The sequence below is a fragment of the Sporosarcina sp. Y1011 genome, assembly GCF_057669885.1.
Window position 1 is genome coordinate 1 of record NZ_JBYHFP010000018.1, and the last position, 24,069, is coordinate 24,069.

The 24,069-nt window shown below is 39.7% G+C and carries 19 protein-coding genes; all 19 read right to left on the reverse strand.

What is annotated here, in order from left to right; translation table 11 throughout:
- Positions 1–160 precede the first annotated feature (160 nt).
- The 19 genes from AC25Y5_RS15535 to AC25Y5_RS15625 all read right to left on the reverse strand — a co-directional run bounded on the left by AC25Y5_RS15535 (position 161) and on the right by AC25Y5_RS15625 (position 24,046).
- Positions 161–1,357, reverse strand: a complete 1,197-nt coding sequence (locus AC25Y5_RS15535) for an acyl-CoA dehydrogenase family protein (RefSeq protein ID WP_488141089.1) — start codon at positions 1,355–1,357, stop codon at positions 161–163.
- 174 nt (positions 1,358–1,531) lie between these two features.
- On the reverse strand, positions 1,532–3,031 hold the full coding sequence (gene tcuA / locus AC25Y5_RS15540; RefSeq protein ID WP_488141090.1) for an FAD-dependent tricarballylate dehydrogenase TcuA: 1,500 nt from the start codon (positions 3,029–3,031) through the stop codon (positions 1,532–1,534).
- Positions 3,032–3,081: 50 nt separating this feature from the next.
- Positions 3,082–4,035, reverse strand: coding sequence for a VOC family protein (locus tag AC25Y5_RS15545; protein WP_488141091.1), 954 nt, complete (start codon positions 4,033–4,035; stop codon positions 3,082–3,084).
- Positions 4,036–4,063: 28 nt separating this feature from the next.
- On the reverse strand, positions 4,064–4,903 hold the full coding sequence (locus AC25Y5_RS15550) for an alpha/beta fold hydrolase (RefSeq protein WP_488141092.1): 840 nt from the start codon (positions 4,901–4,903) through the stop codon (positions 4,064–4,066).
- A gap of 250 nt (positions 4,904–5,153) precedes the next feature.
- Entirely contained in the window at positions 5,154–6,476 is a 1,323-nt protein-coding gene (locus AC25Y5_RS15555; protein ID WP_488141093.1) for an MFS transporter, read from the reverse strand.
- 761 nt (positions 6,477–7,237) lie between these two features.
- A complete protein-coding gene (locus AC25Y5_RS15560; protein ID WP_488141094.1) occupies positions 7,238–8,194 on the reverse strand; it encodes an SMP-30/gluconolactonase/LRE family protein in 957 nt (318 codons plus the stop codon).
- A gap of 200 nt (positions 8,195–8,394) precedes the next feature.
- Positions 8,395–9,402 (reverse strand): 4-hydroxy-2-oxovalerate aldolase, encoded by a 1,008-nt coding sequence (dmpG, locus tag AC25Y5_RS15565; protein ID WP_482103778.1) that lies wholly within the window; start codon positions 9,400–9,402, stop codon positions 8,395–8,397.
- A 12-nt stretch (positions 9,403–9,414) separates the two neighbouring features.
- On the reverse strand, positions 9,415–10,293 hold the full coding sequence (locus AC25Y5_RS15570; protein ID WP_488141095.1) for an acetaldehyde dehydrogenase (acetylating): 879 nt from the start codon (positions 10,291–10,293) through the stop codon (positions 9,415–9,417).
- Positions 10,294–10,296: 3 nt separating this feature from the next.
- Complete coding sequence (locus AC25Y5_RS15575; RefSeq protein WP_488141096.1) at positions 10,297–11,082, reverse strand: 2-keto-4-pentenoate hydratase; 786 nt, start codon at positions 11,080–11,082, stop codon at positions 10,297–10,299.
- A 13-nt stretch (positions 11,083–11,095) separates the two neighbouring features.
- Positions 11,096–11,575, reverse strand: a complete 480-nt coding sequence (locus tag AC25Y5_RS15580) for a flavin reductase family protein (protein WP_488141097.1) — start codon at positions 11,573–11,575, stop codon at positions 11,096–11,098.
- 27 nt (positions 11,576–11,602) lie between these two features.
- On the reverse strand, positions 11,603–12,556 hold the full coding sequence (locus AC25Y5_RS15585) for a VOC family protein (RefSeq protein ID WP_488141098.1): 954 nt from the start codon (positions 12,554–12,556) through the stop codon (positions 11,603–11,605).
- A gap of 60 nt (positions 12,557–12,616) precedes the next feature.
- Positions 12,617–13,810, reverse strand: coding sequence for an acyl-CoA dehydrogenase family protein (locus AC25Y5_RS15590; protein ID WP_488141099.1), 1,194 nt, complete (start codon positions 13,808–13,810; stop codon positions 12,617–12,619).
- 67 nt (positions 13,811–13,877) lie between these two features.
- Positions 13,878–14,738 (reverse strand): alpha/beta fold hydrolase, encoded by an 861-nt coding sequence (locus AC25Y5_RS15595; RefSeq protein WP_488141100.1) that lies wholly within the window; start codon positions 14,736–14,738, stop codon positions 13,878–13,880.
- A 129-nt stretch (positions 14,739–14,867) separates the two neighbouring features.
- A complete protein-coding gene (locus AC25Y5_RS15600) occupies positions 14,868–15,836 on the reverse strand; it encodes a fumarylacetoacetate hydrolase family protein (protein ID WP_488141101.1) in 969 nt (322 codons plus the stop codon).
- A 147-nt stretch (positions 15,837–15,983) separates the two neighbouring features.
- Complete coding sequence (locus tag AC25Y5_RS15605) at positions 15,984–17,180, reverse strand: MFS transporter (protein WP_488141102.1); 1,197 nt, start codon at positions 17,178–17,180, stop codon at positions 15,984–15,986.
- Positions 17,181–17,452: 272 nt separating this feature from the next.
- Positions 17,453–18,100 carry a GntR family transcriptional regulator gene (locus tag AC25Y5_RS15610; RefSeq protein ID WP_488141103.1) on the reverse strand — a complete coding sequence of 216 codons (648 nt, stop codon included), beginning with the start codon at positions 18,098–18,100 and terminating at the stop codon, positions 17,453–17,455.
- A 35-nt stretch (positions 18,101–18,135) separates the two neighbouring features.
- Complete coding sequence (locus AC25Y5_RS15615; protein WP_488141104.1) at positions 18,136–19,971, reverse strand: XylR N-terminal domain-containing protein; 1,836 nt, start codon at positions 19,969–19,971, stop codon at positions 18,136–18,138.
- A gap of 890 nt (positions 19,972–20,861) precedes the next feature.
- Positions 20,862–22,253, reverse strand: a complete 1,392-nt coding sequence (locus AC25Y5_RS15620; RefSeq protein WP_488141105.1) for an MFS transporter — start codon at positions 22,251–22,253, stop codon at positions 20,862–20,864.
- A 1,145-nt stretch (positions 22,254–23,398) separates the two neighbouring features.
- A complete protein-coding gene (locus AC25Y5_RS15625) occupies positions 23,399–24,046 on the reverse strand; it encodes a TVP38/TMEM64 family protein (RefSeq protein WP_488141106.1) in 648 nt (215 codons plus the stop codon).
- Between the last annotated feature and the right edge of the window lie 23 nt (positions 24,047–24,069).

The following is a 24,069-nucleotide window of genomic DNA, read 5'->3' on the forward strand; positions in this document are numbered from 1 at the left end:
GCGTCCGCTCGGAACGGAAATCAACGGCATTGAAGGAAATCGGGCTATTCCAGTGATTTCCCGTATTCATTTGTTAGTCTTTTCATTAAAAAAACTCCAAACAATACTAAATTGTTTAGAGTTTATTTTTTAAAAAAGGTATTGCATTAAATCGTTACGTTTAATATCTGATTGCGTTGGATTCTAATCCCGAAAGCACACGGCCGTAATTTTCTTTCGTGATTGATGGAGATAGTGACCTGTGTGAATATAGCGTCATGAAATCACGGAAAATCCTTTGCAACGGATGACCTTCATAGACATAGCCTGACCCACTGCCAAGCAGCAAGAGATCCAGTGCTTCTTTACACATCTGATTGGCATAGCCGATGTCTGCCAAAGCTCTTACCCTAGCATGGCGATCCATATACACTCCGCTTGCAGCCCATGTATCCAAGTCTTCAGCTACACGATAATAGTGCATAGAAGCGCTATCAATTTTCAATGACGCGTCCGCAATCAGTGCATGCGTGCTAGCCGCATCACGAAGATTTTCGACACCGATATGAGCAGCTTTCCGATTGGGCAATACTTCTTGGAAAAATTCAAGTGCGTGCTTCACTAATCCGAGGCCTGGCAATCCCAGCGACAAAATCAAAGCAGGAAAGAGTGCTGTATTGTATAAAGGGCTATTACGAAGATGTGTAGATTCAAAATCTCCGTCCAATGCTTTAACAAACGACGTACATCGATGATCCGGGATGAAAACATTATTCATTTTCACACTATTGCTGCCTGTCCCTTTCAATCCCATCGTATGCCAGTCATCCATGATTTCCATTTCACTGAATGGCAATGTCATCAATATTTGATCTACAATTGCGCCCTGTTCATCCAGGATTGGCATGCCGAAATATCCCCATGTTGCATGAAGTGACCCCGAGCAAAACATCCAGAATCCTTCTTCAACAAGATATCCGCCTTCTACTTTGTGTGCAATGCACTTCCTAGGTTCGTACACCCCTGCAAAAAGTACATCATCTGCGCTGCTGCCGAAAATCTCTTGATGTGTTTTTTCGGAAAATGATTCCGCTACCATCAGTTCGCGAATCGCGCATAATGCCACAATCCAGCCAGTCGAACCACAGCCACGGGAAATTTCAACAATAATATCTGCGTAGGTTTTCATATTTGTTTCATAGCCGCCGTATCTCTCAGGGCGTAGTAATTTGAAAAGACCTGCTTCTTTTAATTCATTCATCGTCGCTTCTGGGATACGACGAATTTCTTCAGTTTCTTTGGCTCTTTCTCGTAATCTTGGAATAAAAGAGCTGGCTTCATCTACTAGTAAACGTTCCTTCTGTGCGACCTTACTCATATGAACATCCCCTTTAATCTTTTGAGTAGATATGTTGAAATAAAGAATGCTACCAACAACGCTTGGCGCTAGGGGATGCCTCCCGCAATTTGCCGGACAGAAAATCACTGTCAGTCTTATTGCTTCGGTTACCCCAGTAGACGCCTGCGCTGGAGATTATATAGATACTAATTTCTATGATTTCACCAAAGTCCGCTGTTTACTAAACAGCGCTGCATTTTCGCCCGCAATCTTGCCAAAAACTGAGCCTGCCATTAAACCAGCTCCGCCAGGATAGTTGAAGTAGAATAGTCCCCCTACAAGTTCCCCCGCTGCATACAGCCCTGGAATGGATTGTGACAATACATTTTGGACCTCTGTTTTCGTACTGATTTTCAATCCACCGAATGTAAAAGTAATTCCGCATGTGACCGCATATGCTTCAAATGGACCTTCATCCAAAGTATTAGCCCAATTGGATTTTGGAACAGCCAATCCTTCAGTACTACGTCCATCCTTTATAGTAGGATTGAAGGAAATGTCCTTTCGGATCGCTGCATTGTATTGCTTGATCTCATTTAAAAATTCTTCACTATTCACACCATCAAGTTTTTCAGCCAATTCTTCTATTGTATTTGCTTTTACTTTTGTAACTTGCCTGCCTTTGTATTCTTCCCGCAATAAATGCGCAACCTTTTGATCAAAAACTTGCCAAGCAAATTGGCCTGTTTGTTCAAGAATCGTCCTGCCATACTTTGCATACGTGTAGTTGCGGAAGTCAGCACCCTCATCTAGGAAACGTTTCCCTTCCGCGTTTACTATGATGCCAAAAGGATAACTTAACTTTTGAAATCCTTCCGAGAAATCTGGCAAGTAGCGATCTCCACCTACAGAATGGGCACCTGACCAATTACCATGCGAAAGCGCACCAATGTTTAAAGCCATTCGAATGCCTTCTCCAGTGTTAAAACGACTTCCCCTTGCATGAGCGAGATCCCATTTCGGTCCTAGGTACTGCGTTCGCATTTCTGGATTTGCGTGGAAGCCACCTGAGGCTAGAATGACAGATTTTGCACGGACTTCTATTGTTTTACCTTTGTAGTTAACAAGTACTCCGTGTACACCATCGTCATCATGAATGAGTTCAGTAGCCATCGCTTCGAATAAAACCTGGATGTCTAACCTTTTTGCCTCTTCATGTAAAGTCTCTACCAATCCTGGTCCGCCACCAGCCGTTTCAGCAATCATCCCGCCCCAAAACTTGAATTTCCCATCAACTTTAAAGGCCTGGCGTCCGTAGATCGGAACAAATCTGACTCTATGTGATTGCAACCATTTCATCGTAGCAAAGCTTTCATCTGTAAGAATCGAAGCCAACTCTTGGTCTGTTCGATAATCCGTTAAACGGCACATATCTTCAAAAAAGTCTGCCTCCGTATAGGTACCGAAATCCGTATTCTCAATGTCTTCCGGCGTCAAATCAGGCATAATTTCTTTTAAATCTTCCACACTGTTATAAGCAAAGCGAACGGAACCATGGGTGAAAGTGGTATTTCCCCCTTTTTCAGCTTCAGGCGCTTTCTCGAGTACAATGACATTTGCGCCATTTTCCCGAGCCGCAAGCGCAGCACTCATGGCGGCATTACCTGCCCCTACGACCACTACATCTGTTTCATAGATTATCCTTTCACTCACATCGATTTGCCTCACTTTCAAAAATTAGCTTCACCAATGAACGAATATCCTCAAGCTTCAATTGTTTCTTTATTTAGTTCCTTGTCCATCACGGAATCGCCCCAGTAAGTGTTACCAGTCGCATGATCCTCTTCCGTCCACTCAACAGGCTCCCAATCCGGTTCGAAAATTAGGTAGGACCCGCTAAACAATTCAACGCGGCAACCGCTGCCCGGATCAATCACATAGATATACATGGCCTGACTAATTCCATGCTTACCAGGACCGATGAACTTGATGCCTTGCTCTGATAAAATATCGGCTGCCCGCAAGATATCTTGGGCATTATCGAGCCAATAAGAGATATGATGAAGTTGGTTCGGTGTTTTTGCATGTGGTCTCGTAGTGACGGCAATATCATGTACAAGTGGCGTTACACTCATCCATCCTGCAACTACTTTTTCTTGATTGTGTTTGACGTATTCACGCAGCTTAAATCCTAATTGACTACCTAAATAATCAAGAACTTCTCCCACATCCATTGAAGTAGCGATATTCACATGGTCAAATCGTCTTGGCGATACTCCGCGATTCCAAGCTTTATAGGTTTGATTTTTCAATACAGAACGTCTTTTTTCATCAGCTTTTGGTTTTTCTACATCATAATAAATTTCAAATGTATGCTCGCTTGGCAGTTGAAAACGAATCGCTTTCCCTTGTCCTGTCTCTTCTCCTGCTTCGATCCAATTGACCGGTGTTCCCGCTTTTTCCAACAACTGTGCAAATCCTTCCACGTCTTCAGGACGTTTCGTTCTCCATCCAATATGGTCCACGTAACCTCTATCTCCGGCTGTTAGCGAAAGGGAATGGTGCTCAAACTCTCCCCATGCCCGTAAATATACTGTTCCATTTTGTTCTTCGGTCACTTCTAGGCCAATGACGTCCCGGAAAAACCACAGTGACTTTTCAAGATCTGGAGTAACAAGTGCGACATGACCTAACTTAGCGATTTCTGGTAGTAACATTTCCTTTTCCCCCTTAGTAATAATGATATTAAATGCTGTTAGAAAAATATTGCTGTATCAAATTGTTGAAGCTTTCATGTTTTTCAATTTGTGTCCAATGCCCACATTTTGCATAGACATGCAGTTGGGCATTCGGCAAATGAGACAGTAAGTAATAGCTAGACTCAACAGAACAAACTCTGTCATCACGACCATGAACGAGTAATATAGGATTCTGTATCCGATTAAGCGCTGTTGTAGGTACGGGTACAGCAGCTGTCGCAAAAATGGAATCATTCGAACGTTGGACTTCAGGTCGCATAGCTGTTTCAAAACGAACATCCGTTAAAGCATCAATTTCTGATGCCATTTCTTCCGCATCGTACACAAACCAACTCATAATTTGACGTAATTTCTTAGGTGACGGATTATCGTAAAATCCTTTGGCACGTGCAAGCTCTGGACTCAATTTTGTATTTGGCGTTCCTCCAGGACCCATTAAGACAACCTTTTCAAATCGTTCCGGATATTCCAGCAATAATTCCAAAGCAATGGAACATCCCAATGAATTCCCGACAACATGAACCTTTTGAATACCCAGTTCGTCCAACAGTTCAATGAGTTGGTTGACCCATAAATCCATCCATCCTTGTCTACTTTTCGGAAGTGTTTCAGGGTGCCCGCTATCCCCAAAACCAAGCAAATCTGGAGCAAGGCAATCGTACGTTTCACCACAAGCTTTTAGGGCATAACGCCAATTCGCAAAAGCGGTAACACCTGGTCCGGATCCGTGTAGAAATAGAATTACTTCAGAATTCCCCTCACCTGACCGATTTAAATATGTTTTAAAGTTTTTAGTATTAACTACTTTTTGTGCATTGTTTGTCATTGTTCAATATTCCTCCTTCTATAAATTCACTTTTCATGAAAGCCCTTACATACATTTGTATAAAACTACTTATTGAACAAAACTTAAAACCTGGCTACTACTTAAAGTTTAGAATAGGTAGCATTCAATTCCCAGAGTAAAAACTATTTGAATACCTGTAATTTTCCAATAGTTTATTGCAGTCATTTATAAACTAGTTGTGTTCCTCCGCTCTTTCAGACTATTAAATCGTTTAAAATGGCATTGAAATTCAATTTGAAACTTCAATCGGTTGCTCTATGATTTGTTCGCTCTGACGATTCTTCTCCAGTTTCAATGTGAAAAGTGTGATCAGACTGACAAGCATGAAGCCAGCAATCACGAACATGCCTTCTCTTAACTCAACAACACCCAACAACATCGGTCCTATGAAACCACCAATTGCGGAAAGTGAGCTTACTAAAGCGATGCCTGCAGGTGCTGTGGATTGCGTAAAGAAGAATGTTAAATACGCATAGAATGAACCGGATATTCCATACAATCCTGCAGAAGTAATTGATAACATTAAGACCATTAATGGTGCAGTCGGTACTAATGCACAACCAATGAGCCCAAGCATGGCAATTGAAATACATCCATAAAGGTGCTTTTTATAGGAATTTGTTCGGTCTGCATTCCATCCTACAAACAGAATTGCCGGAATGGCGATGAGTGATGGAATCATGGCCAACCAGCCAATTTGCATGTTTGTCGTTGAAGATGAAGATAAGGATTTAAGAATCGTTGGCATCCAGTAAGCCAAGCCGTTGACAGCGACGAAGCCCGCCATATTAACAAGCGATAACTTCCAAACCTTCGAATCTTTCAACATGGCAAGATGTGAAGATTTATTGACCATGGAACTCAGTTTTCTTTCTTTTTCTAATTCGCTTTCAAGCCATGTTTTCTCTTCGATCGTTAACCACTTGGCATCTGCAGGTTTATTTGTCATGTAAAACAGAACGACAAATCCTAATAGAACAGCTGGTATACCTTCTAAAATGAACATCCATCTCCAACCGGCTAAACCACTCCATGAAATCGTATCGATGATCCAAGTTGACAGCGGCGCACCTATCAATGCACTGAGTGGCAAAGCAACGAAAAAGACAGCGGTTGCTTTCCCTCTTTCCCGTGCTCTGAACCAATACGTTAGGTAAAGAATGATACCCGGTGTAAAACCTGCTTCAGCCACGCCAAGTAAAAAGCGTAAGATATATAAATGTGTAGCAGATTGTGCAAATCCAGTTAATACGACGATAATCCCCCAGGTAACCATAATCCGAGAAATCCATAGTTTTGCACCAAACTTTTTTAACATCAAATTACTTGGAACTTCAAACAGGAAATAACCGATAAAGAACAAACCTGATAACAAACCGAATACTTCAGCCGTTAAGGCTAAATCTGCATTCATCTCCAAAGCAGCAAAACCAAGATTGATTCTGTCCAAAAAGGCAACTGCATATAAAAGTAAAATAAACGGTAAAATCCTTCTCATCGTTTTCTTAACCGTTCTTTTTTCAATGGCGGTAATTGAGTGTGTTTGATCCATTTCTTTCCCTCCGTTTCAAATTGAATATCGGATTGTGCGCATGTGCCTTTTCAAACATATCACCATAGACCTGCAAAGTTTTTTGTTGAAAACATCAGATTCACATGGAGTTTTACCCTTTTTCTGTATTTTGCATGGAGAACTACCCCCGAATCTTATTCAATGACCAAAACCCCTTGCAATAATGTATCTGCTTTCAAATATCTCTTCACAGAGATTTTCCAGACTAGAATACAACTGTTATTTCCAGCAAGAGATTTCGTATAATTCATTGCATCTGATTAAGAACCACTACATGGATTAGAATGAAAAACATGAAATATCTCCGCCTCCTTTATCTTTTTCTTTAATTCCTCAATGCATCCATATTCCAACTATTCAACAAATTCAAACTATAGTAATACTTTACGAGGTTAGCTACTCAAGTTCTAGAGTGTTAATTGGTAGTTTTTCATCGAAAACTCCGTAACTATTTTACAGTTTTTTCCGCAAAGGTGTCTTAAAGCCTGAAATTCCATAGGATTTTCTAAATTAAATAAAATGACCTTAAAACACTAATGTGTTTAAGGTCATTTTCCAAGGCCATATTGTTTTGGTGTATTGGAAGTGCCATTCTTCTACCTAGATAGATAAATTGAACTAGAGAATCCCATTAAATCCGCTACGGCGCTCGCTTAGTTTATATGGTTTTTCAATCGTTCAACATTGATAGTAATTAGAAAAAACCTTCCCTAACAAGTGAATTACAATTGCTCAACTATTTATTTCCCATAAGGCTTTAAACCGCTTTTTTTAACTTCGATTCGCCAAACCTCATTTTTAGACGACTCCGTCACATACAAATAACCTTTATGAAAAACGAGGTTGGTAGTGAATGTTCCCGTCTCTTCAGGTAGACGGATTACACCATATTTAAAACCACTCGCATCTAGTACGACAATTTCACCTGCTTGGAAATGCGCTACATACAGATTCCCCTCAGTATCGACAGCTAAGCCATCTGGTCCTATCCCACCTTCAAACTGACCAAAAACATACGGTACTTCACGTGCGTCTTTTGCAATCGCAGATGGTGCTGCGATAATTCGATTTTTGGTAAAATCGGAAATATAGACACGTTGCCCGTCAGCCGAAACGGCAATTCCATTCGGATAGGCAAGATTACTCTGAAAAAGCTGCAGTTCTGAATCCTTGCCCGGTGGTAAATAGAAAACCCGGCCAGTAGGGTTCGTTGCACTCGAATCTCCTGGTTCAGTAAAATAGAGTCCGCCCGCTTTATCGAAGACTAGATCATTAAGCCCTTTTAAAGGAGCACCTTCAAACGAATCTACAATGGTTGTCCGCTCTGATGTCTTAGTATTGAATGCATAGAGTTCTCCAGCATTATCAGTGACTATCAGGCGTCCATCCTTGTGGAACTTTGCCCCTACAGGAATGCTATACGGTTTACCAATTACAGTAACTTTATCCCCTTCAGCCTTCATGATTTCCCCGGTAGGCGGACTGACCATCCACATACCACCTTTCCGATCAAAATTAATACCTTCCATGAATCCGTGACCCGTGACAACCTTCTCCCATTCGCTTTCAGGATCTACAATTTCCGAAATCGTATGCCTTTCCTGAGGCGGCTGTGGGAATGTATGAGACACTGCCGCTACGACTGACCCTGCTACCAATATGAGAAAAAATAATACTGCTACGATTTTGGTTTTCATTCTATAACTCCCCCAGTTATTAGTTAATTGGTAATAATTAGTGTGAATCGTACAATTCTTTTAGACTAGATTTTCTTAGAAAAACACTGTGAAATCATTTGGTTAAAACTATCTTCTCTTTCGATTTGCACCCAAATAACATTTTCAATACTACAAGACTCCTACAGTAAAATACCGAGGAGTCCAAATAGATGTTACCCTTATTTACTGGCGGCAAAACTTTGTGCGACATCATAAATGAGATCCTCTTGCCCGCCAACCGCTTTCATCCGTCCTAGCTCAACCAATATATCTCTCTCATCAATACCGAACTTTTGGGCTGCAGCCTGTGTGTGTAGTAAAAAGCTGGAATAGACGCCCGAATAGCCCATTATTAAACCTGAACCTGTTACTTCCTGTGGACGCTGCATATATTTCGCGACTACATCATTTGCTACATCCATCGTTTTATACAGATCAATGCCTGTTTGATACCCTAAACGCTCTAGGACCGCAACCATTACCTCAGTCTGCGTATTGCCGCTTCCAGCACCTAACGCACGCAGACTACCGTCAATATAAGTCGCTCCAGCCTCAACAGCCGCCAACGTATTGGCCATCGCCATCGATAAATTATTATGGCCATGGAAACCGATTTCACACGATAAAGCATTCTTTAAAGCTTCTATCCGTTCCTTAACCTCGTTTGGTAGCATGTAACCAGCCGAATCTGTCACATATACAATCTCCGCACCGTAGCTTTCAAATAACTTTGCTTGCTCTACTAATTTCTCAATGGGTGCCATATGGGCCATCATTAAAAAGCCTACTGTTTTCAAGCCAAGTTCACGACCTAATCCGATATGCTGCGCAGCAACGTCTGCTTCCGTTACATGCGTCGCAACACGAACCATTTTCGCCCCTACTTTAACGGCATCCTGCAAATCCTCTTTAATGCCGATTCCGGGAATTAACAGCACGGAAACTTCTGCCGTTTTACACTCATCTGCCGCCGCTTCAATTAGCTTTAATTCACTTACCTTTGAAAATCCATATTGTAAAGATGATCCTCCTAAGCCATCGCCATGTGTCACTTCAAAATAGCGAACACCAGCCTGATCCAGACCCCGAGCCGTTGCACGTACTTGTTCCTCTGTAAAGGAATGTTGCATCGCATGACTTCCGTCTCGTAGAGTAACATCTAAAATTTCAATTGAGCGATTCGTCATTTTCATTCCTCCCTAAACATTTGCTGCTACCATTTTCTTTGCATATTCATTTGCAACCTTCGCTGCGGCTGCCGTCATAATGTCCAAATTCCCAGAGTAAGGAGGGAAGAAATCACCAGCACCTTCAACTTCTAGAAATACAGAAACTTTTTTACCGTCAAATTGTGGCACACCTCTTAAACGATAGCCAGGCACATATTCCTGTACCTCTTTTACGATTTGCTCAATTGACTGTTTAATTTCTTCTTCCTTACCTTCTTCTTCAACAAGTACAAGTACAGTATCACGCATAATCACTGGCGGCTCGGCAGGATTCAAAATGATAATCGCCTTCCCTTTTTTAGCGCCCCCAACTTGCTCAATTGCTTTTGCAGTGGTGCGTGTAAACTCATCAATATTTGCACGAGTACCAGGACCAGCACTTAAACTTGATACTGTTGCGATAATTTCAGCATATTCGACTTGACTCACACGATTAATGGCATGGACAATCGGAATTGTCGCTTGCCCACCGCATGTGACCATATTTAGATTCTGTTCGTTATGATACTCACTTAAATTCACGACTGGTACTGTAAAAGGTCCAATGGCAGCTGGCGTTAAATCGATCACTTTTTTTCCTGCTGCAATTAACTTCGCACTATGCCATTCATGTGCTTTGGCAGTAGTCGCGTCAAACACAATATCCACGAGCTCCAACTTTTCCAATAAGCCGTCAATACCATTGTCAATTACTTCATAACCACGGTCACTTGCTCTTTTTAACCCTTCCGAGCTCGGGTCAATCCCAACCATTACACTCATTTCAAGGGCATCACATCGTTCAATTTTATACATTAAATCCGTTCCGATATTTCCCGAACCGATAATCCCCACTTTAAGTCTTGTCATCTTCTATTCTCCACCCTCTGAAAATGAAATCGACACCGATCCTAGCCCTTCAAAATCCACCTTAAAATGATCTCCAGCTTCAAAAGTGACGGCTTTTGTCAATGCTCCCGCTAAAATCACTTCTCCAGCAAGTAAAGAGATGCCATACTCAGCAACTTCATTCGCAAGCCATGCAACTGCAGTAGCTGGATTTCCCATGACAGCTTCTCCCTTTGCCCCGTCTAAATACGCTCCGTTTTTATAAGCTTTCATCTCGACTGCAGCTAAATCTAGGCCATCAGCAGAAGTCTTCTGTTTTCCAATAACAGCACCAGCAGAAGAGCCATTGTCCGCAACTGTATCTTCAAATTTAAACTTCCAATCTTCAATGCGGCTATCAATAATTTCAATTGCAGGCACTACATAATCCGTCGCAGCAATGACATCCGCAGCTGTAACGTTCGGGCCTTTTAATCCTTCTTTTAAAACGAAAGCAATCTCAAACTCCACTTTTGGTTGTATGAATCGATCGATTGAGACTGTACTTCCGTCTTCATAAATCATATTATCCAATAAATGCCCATAATCAGGTGTTGTGACATTAAACATGTCTTGCATGACTTTACTCGTCAACCCAATTTTCTTCCCTTTGATCTTCGCGCCATTTTCAACCTTTTTGTTAATTTGATAGAGTTGAATTTGATAAGCTTCCTGAACGGAAATCGAATCCTTTGAAGATGTAAATGGTGCAATCGGCTTTTTATCCGTTTCTGCTTGTAACAATGCTTCAGCTGCTTTTTGAATCACCATATTTATCATCTCCTTACGAATTAACTAGCGCATCTTCAACTAAATTACGATACTTACCATTAAAGAAAATGAGTGGTTCTCCTTCTTCCAGCTTAATATCATTCACTTTGCCTATGAATAATGTGTGGTCGCCTTCTACATATTCGGAAACAACCGTACAGCTGACTTGTGCGAGTGCACCCGGCAATACAGGTACACCTGCTAACTGATCAAATACCACTTCGACGCCGTCTTTAATTTGTCCGGCAAATAGCTTGGAGAAATCTTGTTGATGATCCGCTAAAATATTCACTGCAAACTTTTGACTTTCTTTAATTCTTTCGAGTAAGCGCGCTTTATGGCCGATTGAAATTACCACAAGTTTCGGATCCATCGAGACAGACATGAAAGCATTCGCGGTCATTCCATAGTTTTCGCCTTGAAGTTCTGTCGTTATTACCGTTACACCCGTAGCGAATTTCCCCATTGCATTTCTAAATAGTCGATCATCCATTATAATTCCTCCTCTTATTTTTCCGTTTTAAGCTTTAATCGTCGGGTTATTTTCAGCATTTGCATCCATCTGATCTCCCCAATATGTGAATCCAACGTCCATTTCGTCTAATGTCCATACGATTGGTTCCCAGTCCGGTTCAAAAATCAAGTAACCATTCGTGAAAATTTCTACACGAAGTCCACTACCCGGGTCAATTGCATAAATGTACATGGCCTGTGAAATACCATGTTTACCTGGACCTTTGAATTCGATACCATGCTCTGTTAAAATATCTGCTGCACGAAGTAAATCTGACGAGTTATCTAACCAATACGAAACATGGTGAATTTGATTTGGCGTTGGAGATTGCGGGTCATAACTAACAGCGATGTCATGAACCAACGGCGTCACGCTTAACCATGCTCCCACCAAGCTTTTATCAGGTGCTTCTATACATTCACGCATTTTGAATCCTAATTTCTCCTGTAAGAAATCTGCAATGACATCTGCTTTAAGCGACGACAGTAAATTGACATGATCAATTCGTCGAGGTGAAACACCACGTGCCCATGATTTATATGTCTGGTTTTTTAATACAGAACGTTTAGATGGCTCTGCCAAAGTCTTCTCCATGTCATAATAGATTTCTAATGTATGCTCGCTCGGCAATTTAAATCGGATTGCACGACCTTGACCCGCTTCAGTACCTGCTTCGACCCATGTAACTGGTGTTCCTGATTCTTCAAGTAATGTTGCAAATCCTTCTACATCTTCGGGACGCTTCGTCCGCCATGCGATATGATCGAGTCGGGCTTCATCTCCAGCTTGAAGTGACATCGTATGGTGTTCAAAATCTCCCCACGCACGTAAATACACGACGCCATCAACGGTTTCTGTTTCTTCAAGCCCTATAATTTCTTTGAAAAACCAAAGTGACTTCTCTAAATCTGTTGTAATTAAAGCGAAATGACCTAATTTTGCGATTTCTGGTGCGTACATTCCAATTCCCCCCAAGTTTTCTATAATTTTTATTTGACACTACATTTGCACTGTAATTTATTACACAAAATACGTATTCGGTTCCATTCCACAGATCACTCGTCCATAGGTTTCTATTAAACTTGATGGCGTAATGAAACCGTGTAAATGCATCGTTAAGAAGTCACGGTAAATGAGCTGGAATAGATTGTTCTCATAGGCGAAAACTGAACCCGCCCCATCTGCCATTAAATCGATCGCTTCTTTACACAGTTGGTTGACATATCCAAAGTCTGCCTTCATTTTAATGGACTCTTCCATCGTAAGCTTTTGCCCTTTTTTCGAGTATTCGTCCAACATGTCAACTGCACGATATAGATGCAATTCAGCAGAATCGATTTTCAATTGCGCCTGTGCGACCTGCAAATGTGTAATCGGTGCTTCACTCATTTTGTTATAAAACGTATTACCGATCCCTGCCTTTTTCACACGCTCCATATGCACATCCATCGCAGCCTGTGCTAGACCAAGTGCAGGTCCTACGATGGAAAGTGTCAAGGACGGTACGAAAGGTGTTTGATATAGCGGTTCATCTTTTAGTTCGTCGATGATATAATGCCCTTGGGTCGCAAGGCGGTCCAGTGACACACGATGATCAGGTACAAAGACATTCTTTGCAATCACACTGTTACTGCCGGAGCCTTTGAGTCCGACTACATGCCAATCGTCTAAGATTTCAAGCTCGTTGCGTGGCACAACCATAATGGCCATCTCCATGCCGCCATTTCCGTCGTCTATTGGAAAACCGAAATAGCACCAGTCTGCATGTGGACTTCCCGAAACAAATGGCCACTGCGCTTCTTCTATTAAATAGCCACCATCCACTTTCTTAATGTCACATTTAATAGGTTTGAAATTCCCCGCCAGTACAACATCTCCGCCATGACCAAAGATTTCTTCTAATGCTTCTCTACCAAATGCATACGAAATCATATAATCACGAATATTACTTAAAGAGACAAACCAACCAGCCGATCCATTGCCACGTGAAATTTCAGTTACAACTTCGGTATATGTGCGCATATCCGTTTGATATCCACCAAACATTTCAGGGCGAAGGACCTTTATTAAACCTTCACTTTTTATTACATCGATTATTTCTTTAGGAAGATTACTCGTTTTATCTATTTCTAAGCTACGTTCCCTTAGCATTGGTATTAGTCCTTTTGCGCGTTCCCTTAGCATTGCCTTCGTATCTAGTACAGCTTGTGTCATTTTTATTCCTCCCTTGTAATGATGGTCTGTAATGCAGGAACCAGTAACACGATGCGCTCCGGCTAGCTTAGTTCACGAGGCTTGGTACAGCATTTCTTTCAAAAAAGTCTTTTGTTAGTTTGATAAACTGATCTTTTTGTTCCACTTGAGCCCAATGCCCACAACGCTTGAAAATATGAAGCTCTGCATTTTCTACATAATCCAACATATACAAGCTACTTTGTAGGGGTACAAATCGATCCTGATGACCATGGATCATTAAAAACTCATTTGTCATACGCTTCAATGCTGAAGGCGGCACGAGCATGTCAGATAAACTTGATTTTGTGAAGTTTTCTTCATATGATTTGCGAATATCAGGACGTGTAAACAACTCATAGCGTTCTGCCACAATCGCATCTAATTTTTCTTCCATGCCATCCAAGTCATACAGAAACCAGCTTAATAAGTTTTTAAATGCCTTTGGCGATGGATCCTTATGGAAGTTTGCTAATTTGGCAAGCTCAGGTGTCGGTTCAGTTAAACCTCCGCCTGCCCCCATTAATGTGATTTTGTCAATGCGCTCTGGTGAATGCATATTCATATGAAGCGCGATGACACCACCTAATGAGTTTCCAACAAGATGCACTTTGTCTAGTTTTAATGTATCCATTAGATCTAGTACTTGCTCAATGCGACGATTCATCCATTCCACACCATTTGCAGGATACTGTTCTGGATGGTCCGTATCCCCAAAGCCTAAAACATCCGGTGCAACAACATGAAACCTGTCCACGTAATGTGGTAAAACATCTTTCCAATTCGCGCTTGCACTAGCCCCTGGACCGCTGCCATGAAGGAAAATGATTGTTTCCGCGTTTTTTGTACCGCCTTCATGGATAAATGTTTCGTAGTTACCTGTTTGAACTCTACGTGTAGTAATTGACATAATTTTCAACACTCCCCTATTATGATTTGAACAATATAATACTGTTTTCTTGCTGTATGAACATGCTTAATCAGATAATTACAATCGTCTGAAATGCTAACATTTCAGTTAGAGCAAAATAAATGCCCTTTACACGTACTGCATTTTTCTTACAACGTTTCGTTGCGTACCTAAGTCAATTTCCCGATTGCGACTATATATGCTTGTTTCAATTAAATCGCCTTCTTTTAAATAATTGGCTAGACCTAACTGACGATTAATCACCTGCTGCTTTTCCTCATTACTTGCAACTAAGCTAGTCATGCAGTTCATTTCATCACTTGTTAACTGCATCGCTACTCCACCAGGTGTCCCAGTTAACAATAAATCGCCCGGCTTCAATTCCATAAGTTGTGAAAGCTCTGTTAAAGTCTCAGTTGGCTTAAATAATAGTTGGTCCGTATTTGCAGATTGACGAACCTTTCCATTGACCTTTAATTCCAGCTCTAAATCGTATAAGTAAGCGTATTCATCTTCATCCATTACGTAGAAGTAAGGGCCCACTGGACAAAATGTACGATAGCTTTTTCCCTTTAACCATTGAAGCTGTGTTAGCTGAACATCCCTAGCCGACACGTCATTTCCAATGACTAAACCCGCTATATATTCATGTAGATTATCTTCTGTCACTTGCATTTCACTCGTAATCTCTTTCCCAATCACCAAACCTAACTCAATTTCGTAATCGAGCAGCTGGACATGATCTGGCTGAATGATTGTTTCAAACGGTCCACAAAGTGAACTGTCTAACTTACTAAAAATCATATTAAAGGCTGGCCTTCCAGAAGACATGCCCGACTCTTTTCGATGCTGTGAATAGTTCACACCCTGGCAAATGATGTTTGCCGGTTTTGTTACAGGACTTAACAACTCAATTTCATCGAGTAGAATCATTTTGCCATTGTTCACTTCTAGTTTATTTTTTGCTTCCTGAATACCCAATTTTAAAAAGTCCGCTAACGTATCTGAATCATTGTCCAATGCAATAACTGCATTGTCATTGACTACGCCCCATTGAATTCGTTCGTCCTTTTGAAATCGTACAATTGTAGTCCCCAAGTATTTTCATCCTTTCAAATGAAGTGGGCTTGGCCATCGTGTTGCGAAATTATGCTAACGATGGCTCGTCCCTTTTCTCCCCGTTCCCCTGCAACAATGGATACTTTATCTTGTAATCGCTTCATTCTATACAACGCATAAAATCATTTATTCTATAGAAACCAGTACTTCTTCATTAGGCTTCGGCATTTTAACAGCTAAATACCAAATTAGTGCGAGTAAGAGCAACCCTACTGTACTGATTAATAATGGGAATCTTCCGATGTCCTGATTGAAAATGTTCATAATCACGCTGAAAGCGAATGGACCCATAATCCCACCAAGTCCTTGCCCTACTACGACTAGTCCAACATAGGATGTACCAGAATTTGGCGGTGTAGCTTCAGTAACGCGTGCAAACACCCCTGGTAATCCAATTCCCATACCTGCTCCAGCTATAATACTTCCGACAAAAATCATCGGTAAACTATGCGAGAAGTAACAGATCATCATACCTAATCCAGTCATTAACACGGCTGCTGGTAAATAGGAAATTGGCAGCATATGCTTAACTTTTCCAAACACAAAGCCTGCTAGTAAAGTTCCGAATGTAAAGACAGAAATCGCCATACCTGCTTCTGTCGCATTTCCTAACTGTTCATTTTGAATCACTACAGAAATATTTGTGACATATCCAAAAATCAAAGCCGAATAGAATACTTGACCTAATGTCACTCCATAAATGACTTTCGGAACTTTAACTTTTGCTTTCTTCACACCTGGTTCATGTCCAGGCCGTTTTGCCGGCTCAGGTAAAAACAGGAACGTTAAAGCTAAAATCCATATTGGGAATAAATACGTTAGGAACCCATATTGCCAACCATACGTATCAGCAAGAATTCCGCCACCTAATTGGAAGAAAATCGCTCCGATACATGCAATCGTTGAAGTTCCAAAACCAATCAAGAAATCACGTTCCCGATTATCGAAGAAATCCGAAATGATATCAACGGATAATGGAATCGTAATTCCAACGCCTAGCCCTAACAAACCGCGGAATGCAATGATTAACGGCAAGCTATCTAGGAAAAACGGCATTACTCCACCAATCATGAATAAAATTAGACCCGTAAATAAGAGCGATCTCTTCTTAAATGTCCTGGAAAGTTTTCCATAAAACAAAGCAGGTATGATTTGCATTAAGCCCGGGAATGTTGCTACGAGCATTACAATCGTTGGATTATAATCTGGAAATGCTGCGATAATATCCGCCATGATTGATCCCGCAACACCAGCCGCGACATCTTGGAAAGCAATAATTACAATTAAAAATTTGAGGAAGTTTCCACTGACCCTTCTCTTCATCAATCTATCCCCTTTGTTTTTTAGTAAAAGCTTCCGGATAATGCATCTACAGAGAACCAAAATTATCTAATTGGCTTTGGAATCACCACATCTTTCAGATTGAGGATTTCGCAAGCAAGGAACAACCTACAAATGAAAACCCTTACATTCGATAAGTAAATAATAATCCCAATTTTCTATTTTCTCAACAACTTTAGAGAACTCCGTATATTCATTACTAAATTACAAGCGTTTACTATATAAAATTCACGGAAAAGATTGTCGACTGTTTTTCATTTGATAGATTCACCAACAAATAGTTTGTACTTTTCACTCACAGAATTGACAATACGATACAAGTGCTTCTCCATCACATTTCTTGCAAGCAGGACATCTCGGTCTTTTAATGCATAATAAATTATCCAATGCTCAATTTGTGATTGTTGCCTTAATTTCCCCATAAATACTTCGTCTGACATGCGAACATAATTCAAGTAATCCCAGTTCACACTATTCATCTTAAAAGCATATTCAAGGTTTGATGCTTTATAAATTTGAGTGTGAAAACTTGTATTCAATTCCTCATAATCACTCGCCGTTAAATGACTATTATCCATTTTCTCAACAGTCTTTAATAGCTTTGCTAACTGCTGATCATTGATATTTACCGTAGCTAGTCCTGTCATTAAAATATCTAACGTCGCACACACGAGGAGTCTTTCGTGAACATCTTGATGACTTGGCCTCTTAACAAACACACCAACTTGAGGCGTAATAGTTATATATCCTTCTAATTCAAGTTGCGTTAATGCTTTATGAATTGGCGTTCTACTCATTTCTAATTCCTTTGCCAATAGATGTATATCTATTGCCTGTTTCTCTGAAAACCGTCCCTCTACTATTAATTTCTTGATATATCTATAAGCTTCTTCTTTTTTCAAATTAACCATCCCCTTGTAAATTTGCTAACCCATTTTCACAGATCAATATCACCTATTGCATTTAGGCCATCCAAAATAAGCAATAGCTGAAAACCTTCGACTGGATCTCTTAAATCTTTTTGAATCAGTTCCTCAATCTTAGTGATTCGATACATTAACCCACTCATTGACAATGACAAGTCAGCCATTGACCGTTGTAGATTGCCACCATTGCTTAAAAAAACATGCATCGTTTTAAGAATTTCAACTTGTCTTGATGCTTTTAGTTCAAAAATAGCCTTCAATTCTTGCTGTCCTATTTTCCTGATTTCGTTAATGTTTTTCGAATTGATTAATGTCCCCATAATCCCAACGTCTTTATAGTGGCAAATTTCATCTTGCGACTTCATGCGAAGTGAAATTTGTGATTCCTCTAAGCTGTCTTGAATTTTATCGATATTATCTATGCTATTACTCACTCCAATTTTAAATTGGTAGGCTTGAAATGATTTCTTCAAGTGCTGCACTATTCTTTCTATATTCTCTACATAGTTCTCTGTTTTAGGGAGCAACAAGACGATATTTTCCTCGAATTGGCATATGAGCACTTTGTAATCTTGCATATCTAGAAATTTAATGATGGACGTTAGCACCGCTCTTTGCTCTATAACCGAAAGCAATCCATCTGGCTTAATCTGACATGAAATCGTTGCGATATAAAATGGCTGCTCAAAGTTAATACCAATATAGTAACCTTGGGAAATTACATTCGATTTCGAATTATATTGCTTCAGTAATAGTTGCTCTAGAAAATAGCCTTTCATTTTTTCCAGTGCTTCAAAACTGGTTTTCTCATTCAGAAAATATAATCCTGCTACATTAGCTGCTCGTTCAAGGAACATTGAATCACTTTCAACATATGAATTTTCATGTTTCAAATAAATAAATGTACAATAACCGATAATCTTTTTCTGCACGATAATCGGAGTAATGAGTCTTTCATGAATGGCTCCTTGAATAACGGTTGTCTTTTTAAACAATGGCAGTTCTTTATTTCTATTTTTTAACTTAAGAAAACTTTTTTTCAAATCATCAGTGACTTCTTCATATTGTTCCTCAGTTAAACCAACGTATGTCTTATTGTGAAATGTTAAATCCACAATTGAAATCGGAATCCCAAGTACTTCAAAAACCCTATTCGTGATGTCAAAAATATCATTTCCATCTGATACCATTTGTGTAAGAACACTATGGAATTTCGCTAGCTTTTCAATGTAATTTCTTTGCTCAAGCAATTGTTCATATGAAACTTTTAGTTCATCAATAATGTTTGGCTCATTATAAGAAGAGATTTCTTCATCCATCGAAGCGTCCCACTCTTCTTCAATGCGCATTTCATAGCGACACTCTTTGTCACCCATCGCTTTGCAATGAGTTTCTTTAACAAACATTTTCCGCTCACAAATTTTCGACATGTAACCGCTTGCAAAACCAGATAACATATGACATACAGGGGTATCTGAGATACCCAGGTTTTTTAGATGTTCATGGGCCTCGACAGAATCAATCCATTTCCCTGTTGCGTAAATATGTTTAAGTTTATTGGAGTCCGTCATTTCAATCTTTCGCTCCGACGTTACATTACTAACTTGTCCTGTGTTTAAATGTAATATCGACGCTTGTGTGATCAGTTCCTCAAAGTCTTTCGTATCTTTCATGGCTTCATTTGCATTCGTTTCCCCCAAATGCCATCCGTAACGCAATAAAAATCCTTTTGCACGCTGCACACCAAGATTTTCAATCAACTCTTTTCTTAACAATCCAAAGCTCGCAGATGTCATTAACACTTTTCTACTCTCAAAATATTCCGTCTCTTTTTCGAATACGTTCACTTTGATCACCCCTACTATAATTTTAGATTGTCACTTATTGTGCGATATAGATGGAAATCTTCTAAAAAGTGCGTAAAAATCATGATTTATTGATTTGTTATAATTTTACTTAGTAGTATAGCATGAGTAAAGGTCTAAGTATTCATTATTTTAGAATAATTAGTTTATAAGGAGTATTACTTCTTAACTATTTTGTTAGTAAAAAAAGGTGCCTGGCTCAGATTGTATGTCTGAGTCAAGCACCAAAATATGAAAGTAGCTGTTTAATGATTCACAAGCAGAGAGCTTAAAAGTTTACCAACGAGACTTCTAATTAGGAAATTTCATGTCGCATATTTATTTGCATATAACGCTGGAAGAAGGACTTGTATACCGCCATTTTTCACTAGACTATTTCCAGCCCGCTTTCGGCGAATTAATAACGATAACTTTACTGAGAGGTATGCGTGTCTAGAAGTGACTCCGTCATTCTAGACACACTCTTGGGGTAGGAATTGCAGTTCATTCCTCCCTTAGTCATCCTGTTGTGGATAATTGCCTGCCGTGTTCCTACAATATTCAATTGAAAAATGCGATTTCTTTGATAGAAAAGAATAGATTACTTTATATAAAGAATGCAAGTGCCCGAATATATAATTTCGGACACTCTAGCACATTGTATATTGTATTCTCTTCTTAATTTCAGTCAAAAAATATGCGATGCTTTATAAGTAACTCAACTTTCGTTCGTTTTTGATTAGCTAAGTCGTTGATCTTTGATATTACATGCGAACTTAACATGAGTAGGAAGCGTCGCCAAGCATATTTGGAGTGGTTTAGGAAACGGTAAACAGCGTCTTTGGCTTGGACTCCATCCGCCTATTTTGAGTCAAGTATTGGATTAAAGGAACTTACTCAGGTGCTAAAACTGAGATACTAATATTATCTTCAGGAATATCCTCGTTCACTGAATCCTCCAACGGCTTCGATTTCGTTTCTTCTCCTAATAGTATTACCATAATCATTCCAAAGAGCAGAACACCAGTAGTCATAATAAAAACTCCGCTAAATCCGTAAATCGGATACATAAAACCAATATAAATCGGAGCAGAAAGCCCACCTAATCTTCCAAATGCGGAAGCGCTCCCTGTACCAGTTGCACGAATAATTGTTGGGTATTGTTCAGGCGTATACGTATACATCCCGCCCATTGACCCTACCATAAATAACGATGTAAAAAATCCAGCAATTAAGATTTGTGTAGGCGAAGTAGCTTGTCCTAAAAAGATTGCGGCTACTGCTGCAAATCCTAAGTAACCGACGATAACCTTTTTTCTTCCAATTCTATCAACTAAAAAAGCGGCAGAGAAATATCCCGGAATTTGCGCCGTATATATAATGAGTGAAAACATGAACGACTTAGATATTTCATAACCTTCATTAAAAAGTAAGGTTGGCAGCCACGTAAAAAATCCATAATAAGAGAAAATAACGGAAAACCAGAGAGAAAATAACATAATCGTTCTTTTAATGTATCGCTTTTTAAACAAGGTCAAAACGTTCCCTTTGTCCTCAGTTGTTCGAATAACTGATGTCTCTATTGGCTTAGGAAGCTTTTTACCTAAATGATATTCGACATTCTCTTCAATTCTTGTCATTTCTTTGTCAGCTTCTTCTAATCGCCCTTTAGATTCTAACCATCTTGGTGATTCTGGCAGTACCCTTCTCCAGTAAAGAACTATAAAAATTGGTAAAGCGGTTATAATAACTGCAATCCTCCAGCCGTAAACAGCTGACATAGGAATAATAAAGAATGCAAGGACCGCGGCAGCTACGTAACCAAATGAATGGAAAGCTGTTAATGAAGCAACATATTTCCCACGGTATTTACTCGCGATCAACTCTGATAAGTATGGTGCAAGGATCGCACTTTCTGCACCTGTACCTAATCCAGCAACAACCCGCAACCAGAAAAATTGTTCCCAACTGGACGTAAGCGCACTACCGAGGGTTGCAATAGCATAAATAATGAGAGCCCACATAATCACATTTTTTCTCCCGAATTTATCCCCAAAATATCCAGCAAAGAAAGCTCCAAAAAAGTAACCAATTAATACAGAACTCCCTAAAACTCCAGCCTGTTGAGATGATAAACTCCAAAGCGCGATAACGGACGGTAAGATAAACGCGACCATTGCCATATCCATGGAATCAAACGAATTACCTAATCCAGTCCTAACCAATAACTTCCTATTGTACGGATTGTTAGGAAGTCTTTCAATTCTAGCATTAATATTTGCCAAGGTAATACTCCTCCTCTTGAAAAAGTTTATTGTTTTCGATCTAACTCACAGCAAAATGGAATCAAAGTTATCTTTATTATCAGCTGTTCCTCGGCTATACATAATATCGCTTTCAATTACCCCCTCAAGTGGAAGAAGATTCTAATGAACAAAATCTACTACTGGAACCTAGACTAGGAATTTAAATTAACTTTTTGGGGGATCACCTTTCATTAACTCTTCTCGATTATCTTTTAAATCTCTTACATTGCTAGATAATGCTGTTGTCAATATACATACTCTTCATTTCTTTATTTTCAAAAACAGTAGTCCCGCATCTATTACATTGAATATACAGTAGATTCCAAATAAAAGGTATACTAAGCATATATTAACAACTTTCATATTTCCAATACTTAATAGTATAGAGTTTTAATACTTAATAAGTATGGTGATTACATGTTTCGCCCCTAGTGGTGAATACCATGGATTTTTGATTAGTCATCATCTACTTCGCCACTTGGAATAGATCGAATAAAAAGGTATTAATTGTGTGCATCGAGTAAATCGCAGATGCTTAGATAAACTATACAAAAACTGTCATAACAATAATCCTATCATTTTTAAAAAGAATAAAACCACTCTATCTAATCAAAAAGACTTTGATCAAAAAGAGTGGAATAATATTTAATGATAATGCCATGATTCTATTCTTTTCTTTAAGAAAGTACTGGTATTTTTATCTATTCACCAATAGAAGACGCTCACTTTGAAGTAACCCTTGTTTCTATCGTTATGATGTAGTCGTTCAAATCCACTAGATTATATAGGATATCCCCTACTGTAACTAGTTACGCTTTTGCATTTGATGCTTCTCTTCATGTAAGAAGCGATCTATTCTATCGTCCCGAAAATCTTCGACACTTCTTGTAACTGTGTCTTTGGAGTGCGGCGGATGAACAAATATCATGCGATCATCAAAAAAAGTAAGTAGGGATGCGACAATTCGCATCCCTACTTACTTAAACCTCTCGATAAGCTTATATAAGTTGTCCAATTCGAAGCAATCCAATAACAACTATACAAGTAGCGCACAGTCTGTGTTCAAGTTATTTACTGGCTGATCAGCAGACCTGCTCTTTTGAACAATATTCTAAGGCAGTAACTTATTTATATTGGTTCGAATGCGTTTGTTTCTTCTTGGCCGCGGATGCAGTTGAGCGGAACTCAGCTTCCACTTTTGCATTCAGCCTGCGCTCAAAATATTTGCCGACGAGCCATAGCAAAATAATAACGACTACGACAATCCCTGTTCGGATTGGATTTGTAAATAATGCTTTAATGTCATAGCCAATATAGCTAATCATGAAAATCATGACGAATTTCCCCGCCATCAATGTGACTAAATAATTCTTTTTCTTCATATCCGACATTCCGGCTACAAGATTAACCAGTGCGGATGGAGTAAACGGGAAACAGAGGAAAAGAAATAAAGGTCCGAAACCGTTTCGCTCAACCCATTTGATCAACTTTTGGATACGTGCATTTTTTGTTAGAAATTTTAAAAATCGGTTACGTCCATATTTTCGGACGAGAAGAAAAACAGCATAAGAGCCTACCACAGTCCCAGCCCACGACAGCAGGAATCCATACCAGAGACCGTACGCTCCAGCATTTGCCATAACAAATGCGAATAGTGGAAGGAACGGCAAAAACGACTCGAGAAATGGCAAAAGCAAACCGAAAAGTGGTCCTAGTGATTTATAGTGCTGTGCTAATTCCATAATTTTGTCCGGATCCAGCCATTCATTCATCTGAGACAACCTCGCTTCAATTC